This is a genomic window from Goodfellowiella coeruleoviolacea (genome assembly GCF_024171785.1).
GTDB classification, from domain to species: domain Bacteria; phylum Actinomycetota; class Actinomycetes; order Mycobacteriales; family Pseudonocardiaceae; genus Goodfellowiella; species Goodfellowiella coeruleoviolacea.
In genome coordinates this window covers 50,201-67,959 of record NZ_JAMTCK010000013.1, presented here as the reverse complement: position 1 = coordinate 67,959, position 17,759 = coordinate 50,201, and the positions used below count along the sequence as shown (strand labels likewise).

The following is a 17,759-nucleotide window of genomic DNA, read 5'->3' as shown; positions in this document are numbered from 1 at the left end:
ATATCCAGGACTTGCGGTGCTGCGGATCACTTCAACGGTGAACGCGTCCGTCGATCTGTAGCACGGTGTGTCTCATCGAGCTACAGTGTTCCTGTGAAGGTGATCAGCCAGCGGGAGTTCCGCAACAACTCCGCTGCCGTGATGGACGCGGTGGAGGCGGGGGAGACCTACCACGTCACCCGCAACGGTGTGGAGATCGCGGAGGTGCGCCCGTTGCCCCGGCGCCGTCGGCTCTCCTCGGCGGAACTCGTCGAGCGCCACCGCACGCTGCCTCGGGTCGACCACGAACGCATGCGACAGGAAGCCGACGAGTTCTTCGGCACCCAGGACCGCGTCGGTGCCGATGACCCGTGGGAGCGCGACCGTGGCTGATCAGCATGAGTCGGGTGTGCTGGACACCTGCGCCTATATCGACCTCGGGCTGTTGGACCCGACTGCTCTGCCGAGGTTTCCCGAACTGACCGCGATCACCCTGGCGGAGTTGCACCAGGGGGTGGCGATGGCCAGGGACGCGGCGACGCGGGCCGCGCGCACCGAGAAGCTGGGCGCCGCGATCGTGGACTTCGACCCGTTGCCGTTCGACGGTCAGGCCGCCGCCCGCTTCGGCACACTGGTGGCGTTGACCCTTGAGGCCAACCGCGACCCGAAACCACGTCGAGTGGACTTGATGATCGCCGCGATCGCCTCCGCGCGGGGGCTCCCGCTCTACACCCGCAACGGCAAGGACTTCGTCGGTCTGCGGAGTGTGGTGGACGTGGTCGAGGTGTGAGGAGCGGCGCGCGCCACGACCCCGCTCCGCAGCGCCTCACCAGCCGCGTTCGCACCATTCGGCGACGAGCGGGCGTTCCGCACACAGGCGCTGGTCGCCGCACAACCGGGACGCGGTCCAGTTGGCGACTTCGGTGACCGCGGACGACGGGCCGGGTCAGTGTTCGGGGCCCGCCTGCGTTGACAGGGCGGCCACGGCGAGAGCGCGCAGATCCGCGAAGGCCTGGGTGAGATGCGCGTCCAGACTGCGCGCGGGGTCGGCGATCCAGGCCTGGACCGCGTGCTGAAAGGCAGCCCAGCCGGTCCGGGCGGCCAGGTCGGCCAACCCGGCGCCGAGACCGCGCCGGCGCAGCGCCTCCGCCACGGCTTCGGTGAGCGACGCGTGCTTGGCCAACTCCCGTTCGCGGAGTGCCGGCGTCACCGCGATGACTTTCCACCGGGGATCGGAGAACGGGCGGTTGTCCGCCAGGTTCCGGGCGGATTTCCGGAAGGCGCGCAGCAGTGCCTCGAACGGCGCCAGCCCCTCGGGTGCTTCGGCTACCGCCCGCATCAGCGCGGTGCGCAGCTCGGCTTCGCCGTCGAAGAGCACCTCGCGCTTGTCCGGGAAGTGTCGGAAGAAGGTGCGTTCGTTGACCCCGGCCCTGGCGGCGATTTCCGCCGCCGTGGTCCGGTCGAACCCCTGTTCCTGGTACAGCTCCAAGGCCGCCCGTTGCAGGCGGCGGCGCGCTTCTGCTCCGCTCCGTGGCACCCGCCGAGGTTACCGCGTTGTGTCAGTGACTGGCATCACGTTGCGCCAGTCACTGACATTACCCGTAGAGTCAGTGACTGGCGCTACTTGGCGCCAGTCACTGGCGTTATCCGGGAGTTCCCATGCACGTCTTTGTCACCGGCGGTACCGGCCAGACCGGTCCCACCGTTGTCGCCCACCTCATCGCGGCCGGCCACACCGTCACCGGTCTGGCGCGCTCGGACGCCGCCGCCGCTCGGCTGGAGGCGCTGGGCGCCGCACCGCACCGCGGCTGCCTGGACGACCTCGACAGCCTGCGCCGCGGCGCCGCAGCCGCCGACGGCGTGCTGCACATGGCGTACGGCGGTGACTACGCCGATCCGGACGACCTCGTCCGCCGCGACCGCGCCGCGATCGAGGCGCTCGGTCAGGCGCTGGTCGGCTCCGGAAAGCCGTTCGTCAGCACGTCCGGCACGTTGGTGATGAGGGCCGGCCGGGTCAGCACGGAACAGGACGCGCCCGATCCCGACTCGGTCGCCGCCTTCCGCGTCGCCGGCGAGCAGTCCTGTCTGGGCTTTGCCGAGCGGGGAGTCCGAGCCAGCGTCGTGCGACTCGCCCCGACCGTGCACGGCCCCGGCGACCACGGGTTCATCCCGGCGCTGATCGCGGCGGCGCGCAGGGCGGGCGTCTCGGCCTACATCGGCGACGGCACCAACCGGTGGCCGGCCGTCCACCGCGCCGACGCCGCCAGCCTCTTCCGGCTGGCGCTGGAGAAAGCTCCCGCCGGCAGCGTGCTGCACGGAGTCGGGGAAAGCGCCGTCACGATCAGGAGCATCGCCGAGCGGATCGGGCAGCTGCTCGACATCCCCACCACGTCGATGACCCTGGAACAGGCCGCCGAGCACCTCGGGAACCCGTTCCTGGCCCGGTTCTTCTCCCTCGACGTCCCCGTCTCCAGCCAGCACACCCAGGCGCTCCTGGGCTGGACGCCAGAGCACGCAACCTTGCTCGACGACCTCAGGACCGGCGACTACTTCACGCCGCAGGCCAGCGCCCGCGCCGAGGAGATCTGGCTGCCCCGCCACGACCCACGCGAGCACGGCTAGGGCTGACGCGCGCACCCGAAAACGCCAGAGGTCCCCCAGGCCCGGCCACGGCCTGCGTCCCAGCACCGACTGGAGCACGTACCAGACGCTCACCCCGGAGCGGCGGGACAACGGCATCCTGCTCATCACGATCGCCGAGGGCCTCGGCAACGCGCACGGCATCGTCAACCGCGACAAGCCGGTCGTCTCGGCCGGCAACGGCGAGGCCAGGTTCAGGGCTCGCGACCGGCCTGCTCGCGGACATCAGCGTCGCCTCGACAGACACGGGACTGATCGACGGGCAGCTCCTCCAGGGCATCGCCGCGGGAGACCACGCGGTGATGCCCTGGCCCCTGCCGTGCGGCCTGGCCACGGCGAACCGCGGTAGCGGAAACCTGGGCATCAGTCATCGTGATGGCTCATTCGGCGGACATGACACGACTCCGTCCAGGGCATTTTGTCCGAGTTGCGCAACCGCTGCGCGGCACCGCCCATCACCATTGGCGACGTCGACCTGACGAGGGGGAGGGTCGCGCTGATGCCGCCGCAGGACAAGAACGACCTCGTTGCCGCAGCACCACAGGACGGTGCCGGCCCGGGGATTCTCACCTCCGGCAACGGGGATTACGGTTGGATGGGCGGAATCGGCATCGCCGAGTCCGCAATGGACACCTTCAACGGGATCAAGAGCGGCAACTGGGTGCAGGGCGGCCTCGGCATGCTGGGGTTGGCCGCGGAGGGCGCGTTCGCCGCGATCGACCCGTTCGGCTGGCTGATGTCGTCGGTCGCGTCGTTCCTGATGGAACACGTCCAGCCGCTCAAGGACATGCTCGACTCGGTCGCCGGCGACCCGCCCGTCATCCAGTCCTACGCCGAGACCTGGGGCAACGTGGCCAAGGCGGTGGGCGAGGTGCGCACCCAGTTCGCCGACGCCGTGCAGCAGGGCACCGCGAACTGGCGGGGCGGAGCGGCTGACGCGTACCGCGCGTCCGCCAAGGAGCAGGAGGAGGCCATCGCCGCCGCGGCCACCGCGGCGAACGCCATCAGCACGGTGACCATGATCATGGGCGAGGTCGTCGCCTTCGTCCGGGAGATGATCCGCGAACTCATCGCCGAACTGGTCGGCAAGCTGATCGCCTGGGTGTTGGAGGAGGTGTTCTCGCTCGGCCTCGGCACACCGGTCGTGGTGGCCCAGGCGGTCGCGGCGATCGCCAGGTGGGGCACCAAGATCGCCGACCTGCTGCGCCGTCTGCTCGGCACGATCCGCAAGGTCTCGCCGCTGCTGGGCAAGTTGGCCGACGTCTTCGCGAAGATCGTCAAGGTCTGCGGCAAACTCGTCGGCAAGGTCACCGGCCTGGACATCGTCAATCCCCGCAACGTCAAGGCGGGTGGCTTCATCCAACGCGGCGCTCGCCCGGACGGACCGGACGGCGGTGACGGTCCCGGTGGACGCGGCGGTGACGGTGACCCCGATGGCGGCAGTGGCGTCGACGACACCGGCGATTCCCCCGATGCCGACGGCCCAAGCCCCGACGGCCCGAGCCCCAACGGCCGAAGTCCCGACGGCCCGGGAAACAACGGCGCGGACACCCCTGGTCCGCGGACCACTGACTCGGGCGACAACGGGACAACCAGGATCGCTGATCAGCCACGAACAGCGGGAGCCAACGGCTCTCCCGAACCGGCCCGCACCACCACAAGCGGCATCGACAGTCCAGAGACGACTGTTCCACCCCGCGCGCACACCGGATCGGCTGGCGACGGCCCCGCCACCAGCCCCGGTGGCAGCCGACCTGGCTCGGGGCACCCGGCAGCGGATTCCGGTTCACCCTCGGGCGTTCCAGCCACGCCTTCCCAAGGACCCAACGGCGGCAACGGATTCACGCCCCGCGCGGGTGGTGGTGACAGCGCGCCCAACCGGGCCTTCGCACCACGCACCGGCGATCTCGGCCCCACCCCAGGTTCGCCCGGCGGCCACACGCCCACCGCCACGACGTTGAGCAGTGGGCGAGCCCCCACTCCCACCCCGACCGCCTCGCCAGCCCATTCGTTGGGGAACAACCATCCTGGTGGTTCGCCCGGTGGTGCACCCAGCGCTGATCCGCCCGTCCACAGTGGACCACGCGGTGAAGCCGGTCCGACCAACGGCCCACCCCCGCAGACCGCGATGCCTCCGCACGGCGGTCCAACTCCGCACGGTGGAACCACGCCGCCTGGTGGCGCCACGCCACACCCTGGCCCCACGCCACACAGCAGCCCCACCTCGCCTGGCGGTGCCACCCCGCACCCCGACACCACCCCGCCCCGACCCGACCCCCATTCCGCCGGCACTGCTTCCGCCGGCACGGGGGCCACGCCAGTAGCCGCCAGGGACAGCGGCGGCTCCCCGGTGCCCACGCAACGTGGCCCGGACAGCCCCGTTGCGCCGCCGCACCAAGGACCGCCACCGGGAACCGGCGCACCAGGGGCACCCGGGTCACCAGGATCGCCAGGTGCTCCGGCCGGCGGCGCACCGCACACCCGGCCGGGCCGAGGCCCTGGGTGGACCGGCACACCGGGCAGTCCCGCCCCGATCCAGCCCCGCACACCCCACCCACCGAGCCGGCCGACCGGACCGGCGCCAACCCCGGTGGCCCGCGGTGGCCCAGGCGGTCCCGCAACGAGCACTCCGGGCCGTCCAGCAACGCACCCGGCGTCTCCGGGCAGCGGTAGGCCACCCGCCGGTTCCACCGGGTCGGCCCAGCACGCACCCACCAGCCCGGGTGCGTATCGCCCCGACCCGGCCGGACCACGCCATCCCGTTGGCCCGCAAGGCCCTCAGCACGCACCAGACGCCGGCCCGCCCACGCACCACACGCCGGACCGCGCCCCGGACGGCCACCGGCCCGACCCGGATGGCCCAGTCCACCACGACCTGGATCGGCCGAGCCCCGACGAGGTCGTTCGCCGGCACGCGGAAGCCACCCCGGCCGGTGTGTCCTTCCACCGGGGCGACTCGAAAATGGGCGACCTACCGCAGCGGGTCCGGCCCGACCCGGACGGCCGGTTCACGGCTGACGTCCACGTCACCCCGGACGGACACGCGCGCATCGGCAACCGGCTGTACAGCCCGGAGGAGTTCGCCGACCTGCTCCGCCGCAGCGGCAACTACGACGGCCGCCCGGTCCGGCTGATCGGCTGTGACGCCGGCTCCAACGACTTCGCCCGCCGGCTGTCCCGCGCCCTCGACACCGAGGTGCTGGCGCCGAACCGGGCCGCGTGGAGCGACACCGACGGCCGGGTCTTCGCCTCCGAGCCGGAGATCGGCCCGAACGGTGAGCGCCGCCCCAAGATCCCACCGAACGGTGAATGGCAGGTCCACCGTCCCGACGGCACCACCACCCGCGCCGGCGACGACGGCTTCGTGCCAGGCACCAGGGACGCCGACAAGGTCGGTCTCGACCCGCACACCGCCCGCGACCGCGGCGACGACCCGGAGAAGGCCAACGTCGAGAAGGTGCACAAGAAGATCGAAGCCAAGCTGAACGGCCCGCGCGCCGAAGCGGAGAAGTTCTACCGGCAGTACTGGAATGGCTCGTTCGACAGCAACAATCCGCACCCCACCCGGAACGCGGCCGGGATGAAGGGAAAGATCGACGGCGTCCAGGTGCCCCCGATCGGCCGCAACGAGGACGGCTCGTTCTTCGTCAAGAAGCTGGAACAGGCCGAGGTCAAGGCGACTGAGAGCGGCAGCCGCGACAGCCTGTCCCCGGAGCAGAGGTGGGCGGCGGACCGGTTGGTGCACATGCGGCCCGGAATCCAGTCCCGGTACGACGACGCCGACGGCCCGTTCGCCATCGAACGCGCGGACAAGAAGGTCAGGGAAGCGGAGGAGGAACTCAAGACAGCGGAGGACAGCGGTAACGACGCCAGCATCCGCGAGGCGAAGAAGGAGTTGGCCCAGGCGAGGGAGCACCGCGCCGAGGCTCCGGTCAAGGCGGCGGAAGCGAAGCTCGCGGCCGCCCGGGAAGCCCAGGAGGGCGCGGTGACGTCCCGGCGGTACGCGGCCGAGTCAGACCCGTGGATGGCCGACGCCGACCCGAAACGGGTGCGTGAGGCCGGGGAGGACGCGGCGCTGGCCCGCAAGTACACCGCCGCGGCCCAGGTCAAGGAGGCCGAACTGGACGTCGCCAAAGCCAGGCGCGACCACGCCGCAGCCCGGGTCAAGGAAGCCGAGAAGGACCTGGACCAGGCCAGGACGTCCCGCCGGTCGACGGACAAGGCCGAGGCCGACCTCGCCGCCGTGCGCAAGGAGCACGCCGACGCCGAGGCGCGCGTGAAACGGGCCGAGGCGGACCTGGACGCGGCCCGTCGAGCCGAAGCCGACTTCAACGCCAAGTACGCCGAAGCCGAACGTGCCCACCGGGCCGCCGCGCGGCACGACGACCTGGAGGCGGAGATCCGGCGCGCCGAGCAGGTCGTCGGGGACGCGCGTGCCCGACGCGCCGAGGCCCAGCGGGACCTGGACGCGGCCCCGCCCGCCGACCGCGCCAGGGCTGAGGCGGCGTTGCGCGAGGTAGAAGCCGACCTCGCCGCCGCCAGGAAGCAGGAGTGGCGGGCGCAGGCCGAGCACCACCTCGCCCAGCAGGGCCTGCCGGCTCGGACCGCCGCGAGCGGGGACAAGGACACCCCGAACGACGGACAACCGGGGCCGGTTTCACCGGAGGAACTCCGCGCCGAGCACGGGATCATGCGCAGCGAACGCGGCGAGTACATCGGCCAGTTCGCCATGAACCACCGGGTCGCCGACCTGAACGCGCAACGCCCGCCCGACCGGGCGTTCACCCTGGTCGAGGAACTGCCCGACCGGGGAGCGGGCCACCTGGACGGCGTCTTCGAGGCACCGCACGACACGTACGGCAAGGAATACCGGATCTACGAGGCGAAGGGACCGGAGGCCGATCGCGGCCACGCCGGCGGTTACGAGCAGGGACACCCCCAGTACCTGGACAACATGCTGGAGAATCTGCACCGGAGGGCGGAGGAGAACTACAACGCCATCCGGGATGCGAAGAACATCGCCGACCCCGTCGCTCGGAAGCAGGAACTCGACCGGCTGCGCGCGAAGTTCAAGACCGACGACCTGGATGCCCTGCAGGCCGAGTTCGACGCCGAGAAGCGCAAGGCGCAGGAGCTGCGCGACGCGCGGAATGCCGACCTGGCCGACAAGGAGCGAACCGGCACGCTGGGGGAGCGGGTGCGCTACTTCCAGGCGAAGGCGCAGGTGGAGCCCTCGGAACGGGGCTTGAAGTCGCAGTACAAGGGCTACCAGGAGGACGAGTTCGACCTCGACCTGTAACCGATCCCGACCGGCCGGCTTCAGCCGCGGTCGAGGCGAAGTCCGCCGCGAACGCGCCGTCCGACATGGCCCGCGGTGCAACCGCAAGCGCATCACCCTGAACAAGAACGGCAAGTTCCCGTCCCACAAGACCCCCACCGGGGAGAAGTGCTCGGTGTCGTAGGCCGCGGTCGTCCGAGATCGGAGTGAGCGATGCTGGTCGCTCTCGACACCACCGGCCAACCGGTTGAAGCGGCGTGGGACCTGCCCGGCGAGCAGTTCACCTGCCCGGCCTGCCAAGGACCGGTCCGGCTCAAGCGCGCGAGTCAAGGTCGCCCACTTCGCGCACGCGCCCGGCTCGGAGTGCTGGAGCGAGCCGGAAAGCGTGACCCACCTGCGCGCCAAGCACCTGCTGGCCCACCGGTTCCGCGGCCAGGGCTACCAGGTCCAGCTGGAGGAGACCCATGTCCAGCACGGCCGACGAGTCGACGTCGCGGTCGCCATGCCCAGCGGGCACCGGGTCGCGGTCGAGGCGCAGGACTCGGCGATCCCGGTCGAACGGGCGAAGGCTCGCACCCGCCTGGATCGTCACCGCCTGGGCTTCCTGGGCACGCTCTGGGTGTTCACCGACAACCGGGCGCGCAGCCTCCTGGCCGCCGCACAGCCACCGGGCTACGACCTGGTCGACATCGAGTGCCGGGTGCCCAGGGAGATGCTCTGGGGCGACAACCGCTTCGGCCAGGGCGTCTTCGTGATCGATGTCGACGCCGAAGAGGTGTGGAACCTGCGGCTGTCCTCAGCGGTCGAACGCACGGGCTACGACGAGGACGGCATCCCCCACTCCTACCAGCCCCGCACGCTCAAGAACATCATCTCCACGCCGGCCACGTTCGCACTGACCTGCCGCCCTGGCCGGTATGAGAAGGAGTGGGCGGTGATCTTCGCGCCAGCGGAGTGACCACCACAAACCCACCGTCAGGATCACCGGGGACAAGGGGTGGCGCTTGACGTACTGCCCGCATTCGACCCGTCTGTAACGGTATGCGCTCGTTTCGCCCGCGACGCCCCTTCCGACCTCAGTTCCGGAAGAACCTCGCAAGAGTGGGAGGTCCAGGTCAAGCAGTTCTTCGTCGACTCCTGTGTGTCCGGCAAGCCCAAGCCGGTCCAGGGCGACCCCACGTCCTCCGCGCCCGCGCCGAGCAGCCAGACCGAGCCGACGCCGACGTCCTCGCCGGCGAGTTCCTGAGCCACCCCCGAAGAACCGCTGGCCCAGGTGGCCACCGCTCAACTGGCTGCGATGACCATGAGCGTCACCGTCACATCCGGTGCTCACCGTGACGGCTGGTCGCCATGATCCTGACGGGCTCTCCACGCCCGAGTTCAACACCGGCCCGAGCAGTACGTGGCATCGATGCGGCGGGCGACACCCCGCTCGATCGGGTCGCCGCACACCTGCCAGGCCAGAGCCCGCAGCAATTTCCCCGCCGCCCACACCTCGTCGGCGTCGGCGGCTGCCCGCCAGCGCTGCCGAGCCGCCCACGACCGCGGTGGGGTGGTCCCCATGCTGCCCCGCCGGCCGGCTCGCCACCCCCAGCCAGGTCGACTGGTCCAAGAGCATCCCTCAGCTCTACGGCGAACGCCCGTCTCCGGACGCGCTCGGAGCGGGCGGTCTACTCGGGAGCCGGCAGCGGGAGCAACTTGTCGTGGCAGGTCTCCCTGGTGTTCCCACCAGCCATGGCACGCTGCGCGATGGTCCACGACAGCTGGCTGATGCTGTCCTCGTGGTGGACATGGTCGTCCACCAGGTGCTCCAGCATGGCCTGTGCGTCGAGTTGGGTGTCGTGCACCGAGACATGCCGCCCGGTGGCCAGGCCATCGACGATCAGGAGCCACACCGCTGTGTCGAGGCGCTCCCTGCGGAGATCGGGTCGCCCGGTCGGGCGTCGCACTGGCCGCACTCCGGTGGGGTTGTCGAGCGCCCGTTGGGCGCGCTCGATCCGGGTGTCGCGGTAGCGGGGGTTGCCCGTGTGGATCAGGCCCAGCTCTTCCAGGGAGCGGAGCGCGCTGGACGGTGCGGTGGGAGAGCCGGGTGTAGGTGGTCAGGCGTTCGATCGACGGGAACGCCTCGGTGCCGTCCGGGCCGGCGTGGTTGGCCAGGGTGATCAGGGCGATCGCCAGGGTGGAGGGGTCCTTGCGGTCGGTGGGGATGGGGGCGTGGTTGAGCGCCCAGTTGATCGCTTCGATGCTCACGGCAGCACCACCGGCGGGCGGGGGCCGCGGCACGATGTGGGCACGGTCGGACCTCCTGCGTCCGATCGAGGTCCCGTCGTGCTGCTGCGACAGCAGACGGGGCTGCCTGTCGGGTCAGGCGGCCCCGTCCGGGACGTTCCTCAGCTCACCAACCGCGCTCACGCCATTCGGCGAGGTGGGGGCGCTGTTCGCCGAGGGTGGAGTCGTCGCCGTGGCCCGGGTAGAACCAGGTGTCGTCCGGCAGGACGTCGAAGACGCGCTCGGTCACGTCGGTGATCAGCGACTGGAAGTCCTCCGGTGAGGTGGTCTTCCCGACCCCGCCAGGGAAGAGCGAGTCGCCGGTGAACAGGTGTGGGTGGCCGGCCGGGTCCTGGTAGAGCAGGGCGATGGAGCCGGGGGTGTGCCCGCGCAGGTGGATCACGCTCAGTTCGACGCGGCCCACGGGGATGGTGTCGCCGTGTTCGACCAGCCGATCGGGTGGCACCGGCAGTGGTTCGGCGTCCAGGGGGTGGGCGATGGTGTTCGACCCGTTCGCGCCGGCCACCGCGCCCAGGGCCTGCCAGTGGTCGCCGTGCTGGTGGGTGGTGACGATGGTGCGCAGCGTCGGACGCTGGGAGTCGTAGCCGATCAGGTCGGACAGCCGCTCCGGGTCGGCGGCGGCGTCGATCAGCAGGGCCTCGTGGGTTTCGCGGCACACCAGCAGGTAGGCGTTGTTGTCCATCGGGCCCACGGAGATCTTGGTGATCGTCAGCGCGTCCAGCGTGCGCCGGGTCGCCGGTCCGCCCGGGTCCACGTGACCGGTGTAGGTGTCTAGTACGTCCACGCTCGCAGACCGTAGCCGGTCGACCGGAGACACCGCATGTCTTCAGAGTCCTCACAGGTTGACCCCCTAGGCTCGGCTGGAGCCAAGGAGATACCCCGAACAGCCGTTGCCGTCCGACTCCGAACAGGTCCTCCAGCTCGTGACTGACGCCCCCGCAACAGACCACCGGCTCCCCACCAGCTCCACCCGCTCGCGCCGCCGCCTGAGTTGGGACGTGCTCCGCGTTGTCGCGGTGTTCTGCGTGCTCCTGCAACACGCCACGCACACCGGCCCGGCCAACCACGCCGAGCTGGGCACCCTCCCGTTCACCTTCGTGCTGTCCATGGGCGCCAGCACACTCATGGTCATCTCCGCCTACTTCGCGTGCGCGTCGCTGGCCAAGGGGCGGCCGGGCCGGTTCTTGCGCAACCGGCTGGCCCGGATGATGCCGGCGTTCGCCGCGGCCGTGGTGCTGACCTTCCTGGTGCAGCGCTGGGTGGCGCCGGAGGGCTGGGGCCAGCTCGACGGGCGGGACGTGGTGTTCAACATCCTGCTGCTGCAGGCGTGGCTGCCGGACGTGCGCATGGTCGACTTCGCCTACTGGACGGTGCCCGTCCAGGTGGTCGCCTTCGCGGCCGGGGCACTGCTCTGCGGCCGGGCGCTCGGGCGGGGTCGGGCACTGCGGCTGCTGCTGTGGGCACTGGTGGCCGTTCCCCTGATCGTGCGACTGGGCACGTTCGAGCCGGGGCCGCTGCGCACCGCCTCCGACGGGCTCGGCCTGCACCGCGCCCAGCTGTTCGCCGCGGGCGCGGCGATCTGGCTGTGGAGCCGGGGTCGGCTGGGCGGCCCGCACCTGGCCTGCCTGCTGACCGCGGCGGTCGTCGCGCAGGAGATCCACAGCGGTGAGCTGGCGTCCACCATCGGGTTCGGTGTGCTGCTGCTCGCGGTGTGCCTGGCCGCGGGCGGGCCGGACTGGGACCGGCCGCTGCTGCGCGCGCTGTCCCGGCCGATCACCTGGTTGGCCGGCATCTCCTACGGCGTGTACCTGGTCCACCAGGAGATCGGCAACGTGGTGATGGTGCGGCTGGCCGAGCGCGGGTTCACGTCGTGGTCGCTGCTGGCCGGCTTCGTCGGCTCGGCGGTGCTGCTGGGCTGGCTGCTCACCGTGCTGGTGGAGCGGCCAGCCCACCGGTGGCTGACCGGTCCGCAGCCGGCCTGGCTGGCCAGCGCGGTGCTGTTCTCCTGGGTGCGGCCGCCGCTGTTCCGCCCTGGCTCGGTGCTGGCCAGGGCGAGCGTGACAGGGCAGCGGCGGACCGGCCGGCTGCTCGGGGCCGAGCCCGGGCGGGGGCCGGCTCAGATCCAGCGGGGCAGTGGCGGCAGCGCGCTGCCCAGCGCGGAGCCGTCACCCCGGCCGGTCAGCCAGGCCAGTGCCCGGTCCGCGGAGGCGCGCACGGTGAGTGGGATCGCGGTGTCCCCGCCGAACAACTCCCAGGTGCGCTGACCGCCGCCGGGCAGGTCGAGTTCCAGCCTGATGGTCGGGCCCTCCGCCCGCCCGGCGTGGTGGCGCACGGCGTGGTCGAGCAGGGTCTCCAGACGCGCCACGGGCACGTCGGCGAACTCCAGCCCGAGATCGAGGTCGACCGCGTGGATCCACACCTCGCGCATGCGGATCCACGGCAGTTCCGCCGCGGGCAGCAGCTGGCCGTGGCTGGTGGCCACCTCGGCCGCCCAGGCGGAGGCCGGCATGCCGGCGGCTGCCTCGGCCCACCGCTGGCTGGCCGCCTCCAGGTCCGCCACCAGCAGCGCGGCCGGCCGGTGCGCGCCCTCCTCGACGTCGGCGTCCCGGTCGGCGCAGCTGTAGTAGGCGGCGTGCTCCACGCCGGTGCGCGCCCACGTGAGCAGGTTCACCAGGGCGTCGGCGTTGCGGGCCAGGTGGGTCAGCAGATGCGCCCTGGTCCACCCGGGCAGCCGGCTGCGGCCGCGCGCCGTGGCCTCGTCCATGCCGCTGACCAGCGCGTACAGTCGCTGGGTCGCCTGTTCGACGGCGTCCAGGCCGGCTCTGGCGATCCGCGCCGCCTCGGGTTCGCCGCGCGGCGGTGGCACGGTGGCGTCGGCTGATCGGACAGATCGAACAGCCGGACCACCGCCGGTGCTGCTGGCCTGGATCATCTGCCTACCCCCGGGCGTTGTGGCGTGGTTGGGTGGCTCACTCCAGCGTAGGAGGCTCGGCCAACTCCTGGTAGGCCCGTCGGACACGAATGGCGGGCAGAGCCCGACTTGTGGAGCAATGAATGACAGAAACATCCCAACCAGTCGAAACGGCCACGGCCAGGCCGGGTCGGGTGCGCGCGCTGACGGCCGCGGCCATCGGCAACGGCCTGGAGTGGTTCGACTGGAACGTCTACGCGATCTTCGCCGGCTACTTCTCCAAGCAGTTCTTCGCCGGGGGCAGCGGGGCGACCGCGCTGCTCAGCGCGTTGGCGATCTTCGCGGTCGGGTTCTTCTTCCGCCCGCTGGGCGGCGCGCTGCTGGCGGCGTTCACCGACCGGCACGGCCGCCGCGCCGGCATGACCCTGTCCGTGGTGCTGATGGCCGGCGGCAGCCTGCTGATCGCGATCTCGCCGACCTACGCGCAGATCGGGCTGCTGGCGCCGGTGCTGCTGGTGACCGCCCGGATCGCCCAGGGTCTGTCCACCGGTGGTGAGTTCGCCGCCAGCGCCACCTACCTGGCCGAACTCGCCCCGGCCAACCGGCGCGGCTTCTACGGCAGCTTCCTCTACATCAGCAACGCCACCGGCACCCTGCTGGCCTCGCTGCTGTCCCCGGTGCTGATCGGCCTGCTCGGCGCCGACGCCGTGGCCGACTGGGGCTGGCGCATCCCGTTCGTGATCGGCGCGCTGCTCGGCGTGTACGGGCTGTACCTGCGGCGCACCCTGGCCGAGACCGAGGCGTTCCTGGCCAGCAAGGACCAGCGGGTGGCCCGGCCCACCGCCGAGGTGCTGCGCCGGCACCCCGTGGCCGTGCTGCGGGTGGTCGGGTTCACCCTCGGTGCCACCACCGCCTATTACACGTTCGCCGTCTACCTGCCCACCTACGCCAAGCAGGTGGGCGTGCCCGCGGTTGGCGCGGACTGGGCGGGCATCGCGGCGCAGGTGCTGTTCATCGGGGTGCTGCCGCTGCTGGGCGCGCTGTCCGACCGGATCGGGCGGCGGCCACTGCTGATCGTGTTCGCCGGCGGGTTCGTGCTGCTGGCCGCGCCGCTGTTCCTGCTGATCAACACCTCGCCGTGGGCGCTGTTCGTGGCCATGGCCGGTGGACTGGGCCTGTTCGCCTGCTACGGCGCGGTCGCCCCGACCGCCATGGCCGAGATGTTCCCGACCGAGGTGCGCACCGCCGGCATCGGCCTGCCCTACGCGCTGACCGTGGCCCTGTTCGGCGGAACCGCGCCGTACGTGATCCAGTGGCTGGGTGACCGCGCCGGCACCTGGTACCCCTGGTACCTGGCGGTGCTGTGCCTGATCAGCCTGGTGGTGTTCGTGACGACCAGGGAGACGCGGGACGCGGACCTGGTCTCGACGAGGGCGTGACCAGCGGCACACCGAACTGGGGGACCGGCCGGCGGGAATCTGGACGCCGGTCGGTCCGTTGTTGTCGGTGGGTGGTCCTAGCATGGCTCCAGGCCGATCCCGGCGCGAGACACCTGTCGCACCCCGGACCGCCGCCACCCCGGCGGTCAGCAGCGAGTAAGGTGTTCGAACGTCTGTTCGGGGAATGGATCACCGTGCGCCACGTCGCCAGTCATCCAGCTCTGACCTGGCCGGACTCGCCCAACAAAAGCCGAAGGGACCCCAGTGGCCGACCGCCTTGTCGTTCGCGGCGCCCGCGAGCACAACCTGCGCAGCGTTGATCTCGACCTGCCGAGGGACAGCCTGATCGTGTTCACCGGGCTGTCCGGTTCAGGCAAGTCCAGCCTGGCCTTTGACACCATCTTCGCCGAGGGACAGCGGCGTTACGTGGAGTCGCTGTCGGCCTACGCCCGACAGTTCCTCGGCCAGATGGACAAGCCGGACGTGGACTTCATCGAGGGCCTGTCGCCGGCCGTGTCGATCGACCAGAAGTCGACCAGCCGCAACCCGCGCTCGACCGTGGGCACCATCACCGAGGTCTACGACTACCTGCGGCTGCTCTACGCCAGGGCCGGCAAGCCGCACTGCCCCACCTGCGGCGAGCCGATCAGCCGGCAGACCCCGCAGCAGATCGTCGACCAGGTGCTGGCCATGGAGCCGGGCACCCGCTTCCAGGTGCTCGCCCCGATCGTGCGGGGCCGCAAGGGCGAGTACGTGGACCTGTTCGCCCAGCTCCAGACGCAGGGCTACTCCCGGGCCCGGGTCGACGGCCAGACCTACCCGCTGTCCGAGCCGCCCAAGCTGAAGAAGCAGGAGAAGCACCACATCGCCGTGGTGATCGACCGGCTCGCCGTCAAGGCCAGCGCCAAGCAGCGGCTCACCGACTCGGTGGAGACCGCGCTGCGCCTGGCCGACGGCCTGGTCGTGCTGGAGTTCGTCGACCTGCCCGAGGACGACCCGCACCGCGAGCGGGGCTTCTCCGAGAACCTGGCCTGCCCCAACGGCCACCCGCTGGCCGTGGAGGACCTGGAGCCGCGCTCGTTCTCGTTCAACGCCCCCTACGGCGCCTGCCCCGAGTGCACCGGCATCGGCGTGCGCAAGGAGGTCGACCCGGAGCTGGTCGTGCCCGACCCGGAGCTGTCCCTGGCCGACGGCGCGATCGCGCCGTGGGCCGGCGGCCAGACCGCCGAGTACTTCACCCGGCTGCTGGAGTCGCTGGCCGAGACCATCGGCTTCCGCATGGACACCCCGTGGCGGCAGCTGCCCACCAAGGTGCAGAAGGCCGTGCTGCACGGCGTCGACGAGCAGGTGCACGTCCGCTACCGCAACCGCTACGGCCGGCAGCGCTCCTACTACGCCAACTTCGAGGGCGTGATCCCGTTCCTGGAGCGGCGCCAGGAGCAGACCGAGTCCGAGTACATGCGGGAGAAGTACGAGGGCTACATGCGGGAGGTGCCCTGCCCGGCCTGCCAGGGCACCCGGCTCAAGCCGGAGATCCTGGCGGTCACCCTGGCGCACCGCACCGAGGGTGAGCTGTCCATCGCCGAGGTGTGCGCGCTGAGCGTGCGCGAGTGCGCCGAGTTCCTCGACGGCCTGGAGCTGGGGCCGCGCGAGCAGATGATCGCGGGCGCGGTGCTCAAGGAGATCCAGGCCCGGCTGCGCTTCCTGCTCGACGTCGGCCTGGACTACCTGTCGCTGAACCGGGCCGCCGGCACCCTCTCCGGTGGTGAGGCCCAGCGCATCCGGCTGGCCACCCAGATCGGCTCCGGCCTGGTCGGCGTGCTCTACGTGCTGGACGAGCCGTCCATCGGCCTGCACCAGCGGGACAACCACCGGCTGATCGAGACCCTGACCCGCCTGCGCGACCTGGGCAACACCCTGATCGTGGTCGAGCACGACGAGGACACCGTCCGCGCCTCGGACTGGGTGGTCGACATCGGCCCGGGTGCGGGCGAGCACGGCGGCAGGGTGGTGCACAGCGGCCCGTACAAGAAGCTGCTGACCAACCGGGAGTCGATGACCGGCGCCTACCTGTCCGGCCGCAAGCAGATCCCGGTGCCGGCCACCCGCCGCCCGGTCGACCGCAAGCGCCAGCTCACCGTGGTGGGCGCGCGCGAGAACAACCTGCGCGGCATCGACGTGTCCTTCCCGCTGGGTTGCCTGGTCGCGGTCACCGGCGTGTCCGGTTCGGGCAAGTCCACGCTGGTCAACGACATCCTGGCCACGGTGCTGGCGAACAAGCTCAACGGCGCCCGCCAGGTGCCCGGCCGGCACACCCGGGTGCGCGGGCTCAACCACGTGGACAAGCTGGTGCAGGTCGACCAGTCGCCGATCGGCCGCACACCCCGGTCCAACCCGGCCACCTACACCGGCGTGTTCGACCACATCCGCAAGCTGTTCGCGGCCACCACCGAGGCGAAGGTGCGCGGCTACCAGCCGGGCCGGTTCTCGTTCAACGTCAAGGGCGGGCGCTGCGAGGCGTGCGCGGGCGACGGCACGATCAAGATCGAGATGAACTTCCTGCCGGACGTGTACGTGCCGTGCGAGGTCTGCAAGGGCGCCCGGTACAACCGGGAGACCCTGGAGGTCCACTACAAGGGCAAGACCATCGCCGAGGTGCTCGACATGCCCATCGAGCAGGCGTGCGAGTTCTTCCAGCCGATCAACGCCATCCACCGCCACCTGCGCACCCTGGTCGACGTGGGCCTGGGCTACGTGCGCCTGGGCCAGCCGGCGCCCACCCTGTCCGGCGGTGAGGCGCAGCGCGTGAAGCTGGCCAGCGAGCTGCAGAAGCGGTCCACCGGCAAGACCGTCTACATCCTGGACGAGCCCACCACCGGCCTGCACTTCGAGGACATCAGCAAGCTGCTCGGCGTGATCAACGGGCTGGTCGACAAGGGCAACACGGTGATCGTGATCGAGCACAACCTCGACGTGATCAAGACGTCGGACTGGATCATCGACATGGGCCCGGAGGGCGGCTCCGGCGGTGGCGAGGTGCTGGCCGAAGGCACCCCGGAGGAGTTGGCCGAGGTCGAGGAGAGCTACACCGGCCGGTTCCTGCGGCCCATGCTCGGCCTGCCCGAACTGGGCACGGCCGAGGCCGCGGTGATCGAGGAGGCCGTCGCCGGCTGACCCGGCCCGCCGCACGGGGTACTCGCTGGACTGGGGCAGTCGGTCACGC

The 17,759-nt window shown here is 71.2% G+C and carries 11 protein-coding genes and 2 pseudogenes; 8 read left to right on the top strand and 5 right to left on the bottom strand.

Annotated features, from left to right (window positions below; genetic code table 11):
- The first annotated feature begins 93 nt into the window (after nt 1–93).
- Nucleotides 94–372 carry a type II toxin-antitoxin system Phd/YefM family antitoxin gene (locus tag LX83_RS38525; RefSeq protein WP_253775894.1) on the top strand — a complete coding sequence of 93 codons (279 nt, stop codon included), beginning with the start codon at nt 94–96 and terminating at the stop codon, nt 370–372.
- On the top strand, nt 365–769 hold the full coding sequence (locus LX83_RS25855) for a PIN domain-containing protein (protein ID WP_253775893.1): 405 nt from the start codon (nt 365–367) through the stop codon (nt 767–769). Before LX83_RS38525 ends, LX83_RS25855 begins: the two co-directional genes overlap by 8 nt.
- 156 nt (nt 770–925) lie before the next feature.
- On the opposite strand, the gene LX83_RS25850 is transcribed toward LX83_RS25855, so the two are convergent.
- On the bottom strand, nt 926–1,516 hold the full coding sequence (locus LX83_RS25850; RefSeq protein WP_253775892.1) for a TetR family transcriptional regulator: 591 nt from the start codon (nt 1,514–1,516) through the stop codon (nt 926–928).
- A gap of 122 nt (nt 1,517–1,638) precedes the next feature.
- Here LX83_RS25850 and LX83_RS25845 point away from each other — a divergent pair, with 122 nt between their 5' ends.
- From LX83_RS25845 to LX83_RS25835, 3 genes are all read left to right on the top strand, one after another.
- The gene (locus LX83_RS25845; protein WP_253775891.1) at nt 1,639–2,601 is read left to right on the top strand and encodes an SDR family oxidoreductase; all 963 of its coding nucleotides are present in this window, start codon (nt 1,639–1,641) and stop codon (nt 2,599–2,601) included.
- Between the two features lie 613 nt (nt 2,602–3,214).
- Nucleotides 3,215–7,918 carry a coiled-coil domain-containing protein gene (locus LX83_RS25840; RefSeq protein ID WP_253775890.1) on the top strand — a complete coding sequence of 1,568 codons (4,704 nt, stop codon included), beginning with the start codon at nt 3,215–3,217 and terminating at the stop codon, nt 7,916–7,918.
- A 364-nt stretch (nt 7,919–8,282) separates the two neighbouring features.
- Entirely contained in the window at nt 8,283–8,855 is a 573-nt protein-coding gene (locus tag LX83_RS25835) for a competence protein CoiA family protein (protein WP_253775889.1), read from the top strand.
- 712 nt (nt 8,856–9,567) lie between these two features.
- Here LX83_RS25835 and LX83_RS25830 read toward each other — a convergent pair.
- The 3 genes and pseudogenes from LX83_RS25830 to LX83_RS25825 all read right to left on the bottom strand — a co-directional run bounded on the left by LX83_RS25830 (nt 9,568) and on the right by LX83_RS25825 (nt 10,970).
- The gene (locus LX83_RS25830) at nt 9,568–9,744 is read right to left on the bottom strand and encodes a hypothetical protein (RefSeq protein WP_253775888.1); all 177 of its coding nucleotides are present in this window, start codon (nt 9,742–9,744) and stop codon (nt 9,568–9,570) included.
- Nucleotides 9,745–10,003: 259 nt separating this feature from the next.
- A pseudogene (locus LX83_RS38795) lies at nt 10,004–10,147 on the bottom strand (helix-turn-helix domain-containing protein); the annotation flags it as partial.
- A 145-nt stretch (nt 10,148–10,292) separates the two neighbouring features.
- Nucleotides 10,293–10,970 carry an MBL fold metallo-hydrolase gene (locus LX83_RS25825; RefSeq protein ID WP_253775886.1) on the bottom strand — a complete coding sequence of 226 codons (678 nt, stop codon included), beginning with the start codon at nt 10,968–10,970 and terminating at the stop codon, nt 10,293–10,295.
- Nucleotides 10,971–11,109: 139 nt separating this feature from the next.
- On the opposite strand from LX83_RS25825, the gene LX83_RS25820 reads away from it, so the two are divergent.
- Nucleotides 11,110–12,450, top strand: a complete 1,341-nt coding sequence (locus tag LX83_RS25820; protein WP_253775884.1) for an acyltransferase family protein — start codon at nt 11,110–11,112, stop codon at nt 12,448–12,450.
- Here LX83_RS25820 and LX83_RS25815 read toward each other — a convergent pair.
- Nucleotides 12,417–13,118: pseudogene (locus LX83_RS25815) on the bottom strand (maleylpyruvate isomerase N-terminal domain-containing protein); the annotation flags it as partial. The gene LX83_RS25820 and the pseudogene LX83_RS25815 overlap by 34 nt on opposite strands.
- 122 nt (nt 13,119–13,240) lie before the next feature.
- Here LX83_RS25815 and LX83_RS25810 point away from each other — a divergent pair.
- Nucleotides 13,241–14,536 carry an MFS transporter gene (locus tag LX83_RS25810; protein WP_253775882.1) on the top strand — a complete coding sequence of 432 codons (1,296 nt, stop codon included), beginning with the start codon at nt 13,241–13,243 and terminating at the stop codon, nt 14,534–14,536.
- Between the two features lie 264 nt (nt 14,537–14,800).
- Nucleotides 14,801–17,710, top strand: a complete 2,910-nt coding sequence (gene uvrA, locus LX83_RS25805; protein WP_253775880.1) for an excinuclease ABC subunit UvrA — start codon at nt 14,801–14,803, stop codon at nt 17,708–17,710.
- The last annotated feature ends 49 nt before the right edge of the window (nt 17,711–17,759 follow it).

Bases quoted from the DNA above. Each gene is read 5' to 3' on its own strand.
- LX83_RS25845 (WP_253775891.1), top strand. From the start codon at position 1,639: ATGCACGTCTTTGTCACCGGCGGTACCGGCCAGACCGGTCCCACCGTT.
- LX83_RS25840 (WP_253775890.1), top strand. From the start codon at position 3,215: ATGGGCGGAATCGGCATCGCCGAGTCCGCAATGGACACCTTCAACGGG.
- LX83_RS25810 (WP_253775882.1), top strand. From the start codon at position 13,241: ATGACAGAAACATCCCAACCAGTCGAAACGGCCACGGCCAGGCCGGGT.